Origin of the sequence: Solirubrobacter deserti (assembly GCF_027587175.1) — a bacterium.
GTDB lineage: Bacteria > Actinomycetota > Thermoleophilia > Solirubrobacterales > Solirubrobacteraceae > Solirubrobacter > Solirubrobacter deserti.
In genome coordinates this window covers 21,816-34,036 of sequence record NZ_JAPCID010000038.1, presented here as the reverse complement: position 1 = coordinate 34,036, position 12,221 = coordinate 21,816, and the positions used below count along the sequence as shown (strand labels likewise).

General features: G+C 71.5%; 7 protein-coding genes. 6 read left to right on the top strand and 1 reads right to left on the bottom strand.

The features are described from left to right. Window positions 1-100 precede the first annotated feature (100 nt). The 6 genes from OJ962_RS22875 to OJ962_RS22850 all read left to right on the top strand — a co-directional run bounded on the left by OJ962_RS22875 (window position 101) and on the right by OJ962_RS22850 (window position 6,713). The gene (locus tag OJ962_RS22875) at window positions 101-292 is read left to right on the top strand and encodes a hypothetical protein (RefSeq protein ID WP_202953310.1); all 192 of its coding nucleotides are present in this window, start codon (window positions 101-103) and stop codon (window positions 290-292) included. A 32-nt stretch (window positions 293-324) separates the two neighbouring features. Next, entirely contained in the window at window positions 325-3,516 is a 3,192-nt protein-coding gene (locus OJ962_RS22870) for a BTAD domain-containing putative transcriptional regulator (protein ID WP_202953311.1), read from the top strand. A gap of 63 nt (window positions 3,517-3,579) precedes the next feature. Beyond that, a complete protein-coding gene (locus tag OJ962_RS22865) occupies window positions 3,580-4,113 on the top strand; it encodes a YceI family protein (protein WP_202953312.1) in 534 nt (177 codons plus the stop codon). A gap of 2 nt (window positions 4,114-4,115) precedes the next feature. Beyond that, window positions 4,116-4,646, top strand: coding sequence for an NADPH-dependent FMN reductase (locus OJ962_RS22860; protein ID WP_202953313.1), 531 nt, complete (start codon window positions 4,116-4,118; stop codon window positions 4,644-4,646). After that, window positions 4,643-6,043, top strand: coding sequence for an MFS transporter (locus OJ962_RS22855; RefSeq protein ID WP_202953314.1), 1,401 nt, complete (start codon window positions 4,643-4,645; stop codon window positions 6,041-6,043). The genes OJ962_RS22860 and OJ962_RS22855 overlap by 4 nt, the downstream gene beginning before the upstream one ends. A 37-nt stretch (window positions 6,044-6,080) precedes the next feature. Then, window positions 6,081-6,713, top strand: a complete 633-nt coding sequence (locus OJ962_RS22850) for a sigma-70 family RNA polymerase sigma factor (protein WP_202953315.1) — start codon at window positions 6,081-6,083, stop codon at window positions 6,711-6,713. A 342-nt stretch (window positions 6,714-7,055) separates the two neighbouring features. Here the strand turns inward: OJ962_RS22850 and OJ962_RS22845 are convergent, their stop codons facing one another. Continuing rightward, window positions 7,056-11,609, bottom strand: a complete 4,554-nt coding sequence (locus tag OJ962_RS22845; RefSeq protein ID WP_202953316.1) for a ThuA domain-containing protein — start codon at window positions 11,607-11,609, stop codon at window positions 7,056-7,058. Window positions 11,610-12,221: the final 612 nt, after the last annotated feature.

Sequence of the window (12,221 nt, the reverse complement as noted above, 5' to 3'; positions counted from 1 at the left end):
GTCGACCGGCCGCGCTTGACGACGCCGAGCGTCGTCAAGCGAGCGTCAAGCGCCGAGCCGTTACATCGGCCGCGTTGTCGACGCCTCAGGAGAAACTGACATGTGGGAAGTCCTCGAGCTGTTCACCGGCTTCGTGATCCTCGCCGGTGCGCTGTTCCTGCTCGCCGCGCCGGCGGCCGTGCTGATCGCGGGCGCACTGCTGCCGTTGCTGGCCGCCGCGCTCGTGCTCGGGCCGATCGCCGCGCTCGTCTGGCTCGCGCGTCGCGTCGGTGCGCGCGCACTCGCGCGCTGACCGGGCGGGGGCGCGTCCGATAGCGTCGCGCCATGCCGCGAGTGGTCAGCCGGCCACGGATCACGCACCGCCTCGCCGCGGCGCTCGACGACGGCCATGCGCTGCTCGTCGCTCCTGCCGGGTACGGCAAGACGACCGCGGCGCTGGAGGCGGTCGCCGGAAGGTCCCCGGTCGCCTGGCATCCGTGCCGGCGGGGGCACGGCGACCCGTTCCGCCTGCTCGCCGGTCTCGCCGCCGCCGTCGAGCGCGCGCAGCCCGGGCTGGCCGGCGGTGTGCTCGACGCGCTCGCCGATCCTGGCGACCCCCTCGCGTTGGGCGGGTTGCTCGCGCGCGACCTCGACCGGCTGCTCGTCGACGACCTTGTCTTGGTCGTCGACGATGCCGAGCACCTGAAGGCCTCAGACGACGCCGTAGGGCTGCTCGACGTGCTGCTCGAAACGCAGCGGCTCCGCATGCTGCTCTGCACCCGGGTCGAGCTGCCGCTGCGCTCCCGGGCGGCGCTGCAGATGACGCGCGTGACCGCTGACGAGCTCGTCTTCAGCGGAGAGGACACGGCGGCGCTGCTCGAGGACCGGCTCGGGCGCGAGGCGAGCGACGAGGAAGTGCAGAGTGTGCTCGACCGGACCCTCGGCTGGCCGCTCGGCATCGCGCTCGGGTCCGGGCTGGCCGAGGACCATGACCCGGAGGTTCTGGCCGCACGGTTGCTCGATCGCGTGGACGAGGCGGCGCGCGCGGCGTTGCTCGACTCGTGCGTCGTGGACGAGGTGACGCTGGGCGTCGCGCGGGCCCTCGGGGTCGATGTGGCGGCGGGCCACTCTGCCGGCCTGGTCGCGCGGCCCGGGCTTGCCGACGGTTCCGTGGCGTGGCATCCGCTCGTGCGTGAGGCGCTGCGCGCCGTGTGGCGGCGCACGGTGCACGAGCCACGGCAACGCTCGGTGCTGGGCCGGGCGGGCCGCGCGCTCGTGGCCGACGGCCAGACACTCGCGGGCGCGGAGGCACTGATGGCGGGCGGCGACCACGCTGCCGCGCTCGACGCGTTGCTCGAAGACGCGGACCGGCTGCTCCGTCGGACCCCGGCCACGGTCGCGGCGTTGCTCGACGCGCTGCCGGCATCGGTGGACGAGCCGGCTGCGCTGGTGCTCCGTGGGTGGCTCGACAGCGTCCGCGGCCACGCTGCGGCCGCGGTGGGACCGTTGCAGGAGGGACTGCGACGGCTCGAGGACGAAGGGAGAGCCCACGACGGCGCGGGCGCGCGCCTGGCGCTGTGCGAGAGCCTGTACTTCCTCGGGCGGCTGGACGAGGCGATCGTCGAGGCGGGGCGCCTCGCGGACGATCCGGGCGCACCGGTTCCGCACGCCTGGATCGCCGCTGCCTGGCGCGCGTTGTACGAGGCCGCGGCGGGCCGGCCCGAGCAGGCGCGCCTGCGGATCGGCGAGGTGCTCGCGCGCGACCGTACCGGCGCCGCGGCCGGGCTGATCGCGTCCGCGGGGGCGTTCATCGCGGCACCGGTCGGCCGCCACGAAGTCGCCATCGCCGAGCTCGACGCGGCCTACGCGCGCATGATCGGCCGCGAGCGCGCGGCGGGCCGCCCCGAGTATCTGAGCTCGCTCGCCGCGTTCCTGCTCGCGGACATCGGTGAGCGCGAGGAAGCCGTGCGGCGGGCTGACCGCATGGTCAGCGACCGCGAGCCGGACGGCCTGCCACCGTTCGTCGCCGCGCTCGCTTATGGGTTGCAGGCGTGGACGCGGGCGCTGGCGGGTGACTTCGCGGGAGCCGACGTGGCGTTCGTCGCCGCCGAGGCGGCGGGCCCACCGGACGGCTGGCCGTTCGGCTTCGGGCTGGCCTCGCGAGCGATCGTCGCCGCAGCACGCGGCGAGCCGGCGGTCGCCGCGGCGGAGCGCGCGCTGCGCGTGGGAGCGACCATGCCCGACGCCCACTACGCGATGCTCGCGGTCGAGCTCGCCTCATGCCTGCTGGTCGCGCGTGACCCGGGCGCGGCCCTGGCGATCCTCGACACGCTCCTGACGCGGCTGCCGGAGACGTCGACCTATCCCCGGGCCCGTGCGCTGGCGCTGCGCGCCGCCGCCCGCGCCGCCCACGGCGAGCCGTGGATGGACGACGCGCGCGCCGCGTTTGCGCTCATCGATCGCCCGAATCTCACACGTCTGCTCGCCGCCGACTGGCGTCACCTGCGACCGCTCGCCTGGTCCGCGCTGGACCTCGACGACCGGCGCGACGGCGCGCTGGCGGGCGACGGGACCCGCGCGGCGGTGCTCGCCGCCGTGCCGGCCGAGGATCTACCCGACTTCGCGGCGCACCCGGCCGCGGCGACGCGTGCGGCCGTCGCGCCCCCGCTGGCCCGGACCGGGCACCCCGCCGTCGGCGAGACCCTCGCCGCGCTCGCGGACGACCGCGACGAGACCGTGCGGCGCGCCGCGCAGGCCGCCCTCGAAGACCTGCACGCGCGGCCGCTCCCCCTGCGCTTCCGGCTGCTCGGCGGCTTTGCGGTCGCGCGCGGCGGCTGGCCGGTCGACGACCGCGCCTGGACGCGCCCGACGGCGGCGCGGCTCGTGCGGTACCTGCTCGTCGCCGGAGGCCCGGTCGACGAGGACCGCGTCGCGCACGACCTCTGGCCAGACCACGACGGCGAAGCCGCGCGAGGCGCGCTGCGCATGGCGGTGTCCCGAGCCCGGCAGGTACTCGACGCCCACCGCGCCGGGCCATCACTGCTCAACTACCGCGATCGCACCTATCGCCTTGAGCTCACCTGCGCCGACGAGGTGGACGCGTGGCGTTACCGCACCGAGGCCGAACAGGCCCTCGACGCCTCCGGCCCCCAGCGGCGCCTGCTGCTCATCCGTGCGGACGAGCTCTACACCGGCGAGCCGCTGCCCGAGGAGCGCTACGCCGACTGGGCCGAGCCCTGGCGCGAGGAGCTCATCTCCCTGCGCCGACGCGTGCTGCACGCGCTCGCGCTGGAACACCGCCGTGCCGGGGACGAGCACGCCACCGCCGCGATCGCACGACGCCTGATCGCGAGCGACGAGCTCGACGAGAGCGCCCACCGGCTGCTCATAACGGCGCTGTCGCGCAGCGGCCTGCGGTCGCTCGCACTGCGCCAGTACCTCGAGTGCCGACGCCGGCTGATCGACGGCGCCGGCCTCGAGCCCGACGCGGAGACCGCCGCGCTGCAGCAGCGGCTGCTCGCCGGGCTGCCCGTCTGACTTGCGAACCGGCGCAAAGCGTCCCATCGGTCCTAGTCGACCCCGACTGAAAGGACCACCCCCGTGGCCACTACCGAAGCGACCATCATCCCCGCCGGAACCTGGGCCGTCGACCCGGCGCACACGACGCTCGAGTTCGCCGTCAAGCACCTCGGCTTCGCGACCATCAAGGGCCGCGCCCAGGTCACCGTGGGCAGCATCGACAGCGAGACGATCCGTGCGACCGTCGACGCGACCAGCCTCACCACGCTCGAGCCCGATCGCGACCGCCACCTGCGCACGCCGGACTTCTTCGACAGCGACCGCCACCCGACGCTGACGTTCGAGAGCACGCGGATCACCACCGACCACGGCCGCCTGGCGGTCGAGGGCCGCCTGACCATCCGCGGTGTCACGCAGCCCGTCGTCCTGTCCGGCACGGTCACCGGCACCGGCACGGACCCGTGGGGCGGGGAGCGGCTCGGGCTGGACCTCGAGACCGTGATCGACCGCCGCGACTTCGGCGTGAGCTGGAACGAGGCGCTGCCGGGCGGGGACGTGCTCGTCGGCAACGCCGTCCGTATCTCGGCCAGCGTCTCGGCCGTGAAGGAGGACTGACGGTGCGTGTGCTCGCCGTCTCCGGGAGCCTGCGCAAGGCGTCCCACAACACCGCGCTCTTGCGCGCGATGGCGGAGGAGGCGCCGGAGGGCGTCACCTTCACGCTCTTCGATGGGCTGGAAGCGGTCCCGCCGTTCAACGAGGACCGCGAGGATCACCCCCAGCCGCCCGGCCTCGCCCGCTGGCGCAACGCGCTCCGCACCGCCGACCTCGTCGTGTTCGCCACCCCGGAGTACAACACGACCATCCCCGGCCAGCTCAAGAACGCCGTGGACTGGGCGTCACGGCCGTTCGGTGAGGAGTCGGTGCTGTGGGGCAGGCCCGTCGCGGTGCTCGGCGCGAGCAAGACGGGCTACGGGGCGATGTGGAGCCAGGCCGATCTGCGCAAGGCGCTGGCCAAGGCGGGCGCGCGCGTGCTCGACGCCGAGCTTGCGATCCCCTACGCGCACCGCGTGACCGGCGACGTGCTCCGGCGCCGCGCCGGCGGCTACCTGGCCGACGTGCTCGACGCCGTGAAGGTCCCCGCGCGATGACCATCCGCATCCTCGCGCTCGTCTGCGCCGCGCAGTTCATGCTCGTCGCCGACGACACGATCGTCAACGTCGCGCTGCCCTCCATCCAGAGCGACCTCGATTTCTCCGAGAACGCTCTGGCATGGGTCGTCGACGCGTACCTGCTGATGTTCGGCGGCTTCCTGCTCGCGGGTGGGCGCGCCGTCGACCGGCTCGGCCGCCGCCGCGTGTTCCTCGGCGGGATCGCGCTGTTCACGCTCGTCTCGCTCGTCTGCGGGCTCGCGCCCGACCAGGGCAGCCTGGTCGCCGCTCGTGGACTGCAGGGCTTCGCGGGCGCGGTCGTCTCTCCCGCCGCGCTCGCCATCCTGCTTTCGACGTTCCCCGAGGGCCACGGCCGCACACGCGCCCTGGGTGCTTGGGGCGCCGTGATGGGCATCGCGGGCGCGAGCGGCGTGCTGCTCGGCGGCGTCATCACCGACCTGCTGGGCTGGCGCTGGGTGTTCCTCGTCAACGTCCCGATCGGTCTGACCGTGCTGGCGCTCGCGGCGCGGCTGATCCCTCGCGGCACCGAGCCACGCAGCGGCTCGCTCGATCTCGCGGGCGCCGTGCTCGTCACTTCGGGCCTGCTCGTGCTGCTCTACAGCGTGCTGGACACGCGAGACCATGGCTGGACGTCGGCCCGCACGCTGCTCGGCTTCGCGCTGGCGGTCGTCCTGCTGGTGGCGTTCGCCGTCAACGAGCGCCACCACCGTGATCCGCTGCTGCCCGCGGCGCTGTTGCGCAGACGCGCCGCGACCGCCTCGCTCGCGCTCGTGATGCTCGGCTCCTCGGCGCTGTTCGCGATGTTCTTCTTCCTCACGCTGTACATGCAGAACATCCAGGGCTGGTCCCCGATCGAGACCGGTTTGTCGTGGCTGCCCTTCAGCGCCGCGATGTTGATCACGAGCGGCGTCCTGTTGCAAGTGCTGCCCGGAAGGCCTTTGCGACCGTTCCTGGTCGTGGGTGCGCTGGTCACCAGCGGCGGGTTCGTGCTGCTGACGATGCTCGACGCCGGCGAGTCGTTCTTCACGGGCCTGCTGCCGGCGGAGATCGCGCTCGGCGTGGGCATCGGCGCGCTGCTCGTGCCGACCCAGTCGGCCGCCACCTCCGGTGTCGGTGAGGCGTTCTCTGGCATGGCCGCGGGTCTCATCACAACGTGCCAGCAGATCGGGGGCGCGCTCGGAATTGCCGTGCTCGTGACCGTCGCGGGCGACCGCACGGCCGGGCTCATCGAGGGCGGGACGAACCCGCTCGAGGCGGCGGTCAGCGGCTATGCCACCGCGTTCTGGGTCGGCGCTGGCCTGACCGCCACCGCCGCCGCCACGGCGCTCCTGCTGCGCCGCATGCGCGCGCCCCACGAGGCGGTCGCGATCGCCTGACAAACGAGCGTCAAACGCCGCTTGGGACGGTGCCGGCATGAGCTCCGAGATCGAGGATCATCTCCGCCTCGTCGCGTCCCAGGCGCGCCGGTTCCGCGGCCGCGGCCTGCCGTTCTCCGACCTCGTCCAGGAAGGCGCGGTCGGGCTCGTGCAGGCCGCGGCACGCTTCGACCCGGCGCGCGGCGTGCCGTTCGGCGCGTACGCCTTGCACTGGATCGAACGCGCGATGAACGCGGCCGTGCAACGTCAAGGCCCGGCCCCGAGCCTGTCGGTGCGCGACGCGCGGCGGGCGGCGAAGCTGCGCGTGCTCGAGGGTGACGACGAGTCGCTCGCCGCGCGGCTCGACACGTCACCGGAGCGAGTTGCGGCCCTGCGGCTCGTCACCGCGCCGTCCGTCCCCCTCGACCGCGACGCGCTCGAGGCCGAGGAGCCGTGGCCGGAGGTACTCCGCGCCGAGGTGGCACGCGAGCTCGAACGCGCGCTCTCGGCGCTTCCCGAGCGCGAGCAGATCATCGTCCGACGACGCTACGGCCTTGGCACCGACGTCCCGGAGACGTTCGTCGAGATCGCGCGCTCGTTCGGCCTCACCCCCGAGCGCGTGCGGCAGCTGGAGCGCGGCGCCCTCGCGCGCCTCGCCGAGGACGAGGGATTGCGTGCGTGGGCGGCATGAACGCCGGCCTGCGCGCAGCCCGCTGGGCGCGCGAGCGCTCAGCCGCCGAGGAGGAGGGCCCGATCGCCGCCCCAGGAAGCCGCAGTCCGAGGACGGAGCGCGCCGCCGCCGGCTGCGATCAAGATCTTCATCCCGACGACGCTGCACAGCCGGCGAGGACGATGGGCCGGGCAGGATTCGAAGTTTGCGCGACGGATTATGAGTTGCCGGGAGCCTGTCCGAGACGGTCCAGAGCGGAGCACGAGCGTGCAAGAGGACCGGGCCGTCGGCGGACGAGGCATGGGCGACGCTCAGGACAACCGCGGGCGGCCTGCGTGCAGCAGGCCGCCCGCGATCGACGCGCTACGGGGTGGTCGTCGACAATGTGAAGGTCAACGCCTTGCTGTAACGCCCGGTGCGCAACGGATCGTTCGCACCGATCGCCTGCTTGAGGCCGATCGCCGCCGTGCCATTGCTCACCGGCCCGGTGTACGACACGAGCGAGACGGGCGAGCCGAGCGGCGAGAACGCCCCCTCGCCAGCCCTGATCTGCAGCGGCTGAGCGAGCGCGTGGCTGCCGTTGACCAGCCGGCCGGACTGCGGCCCTGCGTCCGAGACCGACAGCGTCGTGTCACCGGCGGTGCTGGTGACCGTCGCGGTCAGCGAGCTCTCGTACTCGCGCGCGACTCCCGGGACGAAGGGGCCGAGTGGCTCCGCGGCTCCGATCGACAACGCCAGCGTCGCCGGCACCGACCCGCCGACGTCGACGTTCACCGGCTCCCCGACGCACGGACGGACAGAGTCGTCGAGTGCCGTCCAGTCGAACGCCGCGACGGGGGTCGCACCGAGCGCTGCCCCGCCGTTGTTGGCGTACACCCCAAGCGTCGGGTTGGTGATGCCGTTCAGGGTCGTCTCGCCGACGCTCGTCCAGCGCGCGCCGTCCGCCGACCAGAACGCGCGCACGACGTTGCCCGAGCTGAACGTGAGCCGCAGGTACACGGACGAAGGCGTTCCCGTGGGCACCGGCACGTTGGCCGAGGTCACGACGGTGCCGTCCTCCTTGACGAGCTCGATCCGGCGCCCGCCTTGGTAGGCGTGCGCGAGCCGGATGAAGTTGTCGTCGTTCTGGTAGAGCAGCACGCCGGCCTGCTCGCCGTTGGCGGACGGGTTGAACGTGAGCTTGGTCGTGTAGGTCCACGACGCGGTCGTCGGGCGCGGCCGCAGCACAACCGGCGGACCGGACCCGCCGGCGCCGTCGAGGGTGCCGAACCCGGCCACGAGGTTCAGCGCCCCGTCGCCCACGGTGTAGGTGCCGGGCGCGTCGCGTACGACCGTCGGCCACAGCGTCCGGTCCAGCGCGGAGCCGTTGAAGCGGTCCGAGCCGGGTCCGTAGCAGTTGCCGTCGGGCGGCGGCGCGTTGACCGTGATTGCCACGGTCGAGGACGCCGAGCGCCCGTTGGCGTCGGTCGCGGTGAAGCGCGCCGTGTGCGTGCCCAGCTGCGTGTAGACGAATGACGCGTCCTTGGTGGTCGCGTCGACCGTTCCGTCGGACGTGAAGTCCCACGCGTAGGTCAGCGGGTCGTTGTCCGGGTCGCTCGCGGTGCCGGTGAACGAGACGGCCAGCGGCGTCTCGCCCGCCACCGCGGACGCGGACGCCGACACCAGCGGCTTCGCGTTCACGGCCATGCCGCGGCCGTTGAACGTCATCTCATCGAGCTGGAACAGATTGTTCGCCGGCCCGCCCGCGAGCTGCGCGAAGACGAAGTACACGCGGTGCGTGCCGGTCGTTGGCGCGATCGGCGCGGTCACTGTGCGGTAGGTGTTGTTGCTGCCCGTGACCGGTAGGTCCAGGGTCGAGATCACCGGGCCGTCCGGCGCGCCGAGACGCAGCTCCACGCGCCCGCCGGTGTTCGCGCCCGCCGAGTAGAGCATCGAGATGGAGTCGATGTTCTTGAAGTTCATCGGCTCGAAGTACAACCAGTCGCCGGGGTTCGCGTTGCCGACGCGTACCCCGCCCTGCGCGGTGTTTTGATTGGAGTTGGTGACGCCGCTCATTCCGGCGTAGTGCTCCATCTGCATCTGCTTCGGGTTCAGGCGGTTCGACACGCCGCTCGACAGCGCGACTGAGCCCGGCTGGCCGCCGCCGTCGGTGTAGCTGCCGGTGACAACCTGGGAGATGATCGCGCTCTTGGCGTGGCCTGACTCGGCGTCGGTCGTCACCGTGCCCGCGCAGCCGGTCTTCTGCGTGCCCGGATGCACGTGCGGGTTATCGCCTTCGGCGTGGAAGAGCCCGAGCGACACGACCGCCCGGTCACACGCGATCGTCGCGTCCTCGGGGTCGGTGATCGTCAGCTTGTACTCGAGCTCGTCACCGAAGTCGAAGAAGCCGCCGTTCTCCGGGAACTCGACCTTGACCGTCGGCGCGGTGTTGCCGGCGTTGATCGTGATCGTGTGCGTGGCGACCTTGCCCGTGGCGTCCGTCACGGTCAGCTTCGCCGAGTAGGTGCCCGCCTTGGTGTAGGTGTGCGTCGGGTTGGCGGCCGTCGACGTCGCGCCGTCGCCGAAGTCCCACGCCAGGGCGACGGTGTCTCCGTCGGGATCGTAGGTGCCCTCGCTGGAGAACTTGACCGTCAGCGGCGCGGGCCCGTTCTCGCGGTCGGCGGACGCCTCGATCACCGGCGTGCGCTTGCCCTTGGCGTAGTCGATCCGGTACAGGCCGGAGTCCGGGTTGACGTTGGCGCCCGCGTAGTTGAAGTCGACGCCCCACTCGAGCACGTAGAACGAGCCGTCGGGGCCGAACGCCATGTCGTGTGGGTGGCGGAACTGCGTGTTGGCCATGAAGCGTTGGATCTCGGCCGGCTTGCCGTTCGCGTCCAGGCGCATGTAGGCGATCCAGTCGCGGTTCCAGTCGGCGAAGAACACCGCGTCGTCATAGAACGACGGGAACTTCGTCTCCGACGCGCCGTCCGTGCGGTCGTGGTGATACACGTCGCCCATGACCGCGGTGCGGCCGGGACCGGTCGGCACCGCCAGCGGCGGTGTGCCCCATGGGTACCCCGCCTCGTACGGCGTGTAGCCCCACCACAGCAGCGCGGACCTGCCGGGCGGGACCTTCGACAGACCCGTGTTCCAGGCCGAGTCGTTCGTCGGTCCGCCCTCGCAGTCGAACGCGCCGCCGCTGGTCAAGGTCGTGAAGTCCCAGTCGTGGTAGGCCTTATTGTCGGCGATGCAGTACGGCCAGCCCATGTTGCCCGCTTCGCGGATCTGGTTGAGCTCGTCGTAGCCACGCGGCCCGCGGTTGGCGATCGGATTCTGGGCGTCCGGGCCGACTTCGCCGTTGTACAGCCAGCCCGTTTCGGGGTCGACCGCGATCCGGAACGGGTTGCGGTGCCCCATCGTGTAGATCTCGGGGCGGGTCTTGTTGCCCGGATCGAGCGCCTCATCGAACAGGTTGCCCGACGGGACGAGGTATGTGCTGCCCGGGCCAGGCGTGTCACCCGGGTTAGGCAGCGGCCGGATGCGCAGGATCTTGCCGCGCAGGTCGTTCGTGTTGCCGGACGTACGACGCGCGTCGCGCGCGTGGTCGGCGTCCGGATTGTCGCCGGGCTCGTTCGCCAGCCGGTCGTCGATTGGGTTGAAGCCCTGCGACGTCGCGTGCTGGGAGTCGTCGCCGGTCGAGACGTAGAGGTTGCCGTCCGGGCCGAAGTCCATCGAGCCGGACGAGTGGCAGCAGATGATGCGCTGGTGCGGGAACTCCAGCAGCTTCTTCTCCGAGCTCAGGTCCAGCGACCCGTCCGGCGCGACCGTGAAGCGCGAGACCCGCTGGATCTCGGGCGAGGGCACGCTGTAGAACAGGTACATCCAGCGGTTGACCGAGAAGCTCGGATCCAGAGCGATGCCGAGTAGCCCGTTCTCGTTGCCCCGGTGCACCGGGATGGTCCCGATCACGCGCACGTTCTGGGTCTGCGCGTCGTAGTGCTTGACCTTGCCCGCCAGCTCGACGTAGTAGACGTCCAGGTCAGGCGCGACGGCGATCTCCATCGGGTTCTCGGTCGTCGTGTCCAACGCGACCTTGTCGAAGGACGAGTCGCTCGGGATGCCCTCCCGCTCGGCGCCGCAGTTGCCGGCCTTGGCACCCGCGGCCCACTCGATTGCGCCGAGCAGGTGGGTGCGGAAGTGCGGCTCGTCGTAGTAGCGGCCGTGGTGGCCCATGGCCGTGTAGAAGCTGCGGCCGCCGTCGTAGTTCGAGCACCACGAGATCGGATGATCGTCGGCGACGGGATCGTTGCCGTCGTCCTCGAAGATCGTGTTCTCGTCGAGCGTGGCGAGCACGTGCACCTTGCCGCGCGGCTCGTTGGTGTGGTTGTACCACTCGTCCTCACGCGACCAGTCACCCGGCAACCCGGTCGTGGACGGGTGCGACGGATCCTCGATCTTGACCGTCCCGGTTTGGAACTGGTTCGCGCCGCCCGCATGGTTGCGGAACTGCGCGCCGCCGTGCATGTCGGCGAACCAGGCCCAGTCGCGGTTCATGTTCGACGCTGCGTGGATCGCGACCGAACCGCCCCCGCGCTGGAACCAGTGCTCGAACGCGACCTCCTGCGGGTTGGTCAGCACGTTCTCGCCGTCGGAGTTGAGCCACACGACGACGTCGTACTGCGCGAGGTTGTGCTCGGTGAACGCCGCCGAGTCCTCGGTCGCGTCCAAGGAAAAGTTGTGCTGCTCCGCCAGCGCGCGGATGGCGGGGATGCCGGCGTTGATGGCATCGGTGTGGCGAAAGCCCGTGGTCTTGGAGAACACGAGCGCCTTGAAGCGAGGCTCCTGCGCGTACGCGGCCGCGGTCGGCACGAGCAGGATGAAGAGCGTGGCGAGCAGGGCGAGGCCAAGCCGCCGGTCAACGGTGCGTGAAGTACGCATGGTCCCTCCGGACGTGATTTCCGGGACGGCTCTCCTCCGCCCGGCTCCCCCTCTACGGACCCCGAATCCGTATTAATTGGACTCTCACACAAATCGAGAGACGAGTCAACGCAAAAAGGCTGTTTTGTCCTGCTGAACGACGTAAATCGGCGGTTCGGTTCGCGGTCCGACAGACCGCTTTGCTGACTACCGGATCCGGGTCGTGCGTGAAGTCGCCGAAGTGCGTGTCGCTAACGGTGATCGTGATTCCGCGCTCCGGGTGCGAAGTGCGGCTCGACCATGCGGACGAAGACGTGGTTGGCGGCCTCGTTGACTTCAGAATCCAGTTCCGACTACCGCGCCGATCGGTGCGCCGACCCCGAGTATCCCGGCCATGGCGCCTCGCCTTCGCGGTTCGACGTTGTCCACGTCCGCCCTCGCGTCAGCCAACATCTCCTCGAGGCGAGCCACTGCCGCCTTCGGAGTACGCCTCCCGCTGTCCTGGATGTGCGCAGGGCCCAATCAGAGATCCATCTGGACGTCCCCGTAGAGCCAGGAGCGACGATGGGCCGGGCGGGATTCGAACCTGCGCGCGACGGATTATGAGTTGCCGAGATGCTCGTCCGGCACGGT

Bases quoted from the DNA above. Each gene is read 5' to 3' on its own strand.
- OJ962_RS22875 (WP_202953310.1), top strand. From the start codon at position 101: ATGTGGGAAGTCCTCGAGCTGTTCACCGGCTTCGTGATCCTCGCCGGT.
- OJ962_RS22870 (WP_202953311.1), top strand. From the start codon at position 325: ATGCCGCGAGTGGTCAGCCGGCCACGGATCACGCACCGCCTCGCCGCG.
- OJ962_RS22855 (WP_202953314.1), top strand. From the start codon at position 4,643: ATGACCATCCGCATCCTCGCGCTCGTCTGCGCCGCGCAGTTCATGCTC.
- OJ962_RS22850 (WP_202953315.1), top strand. From the start codon at position 6,081: ATGAGCTCCGAGATCGAGGATCATCTCCGCCTCGTCGCGTCCCAGGCG.
- OJ962_RS22845 (WP_202953316.1), bottom strand. From the start codon at position 11,609: ATGCGTACTTCACGCACCGTTGACCGGCGGCTTGGCCTCGCCCTGCTC.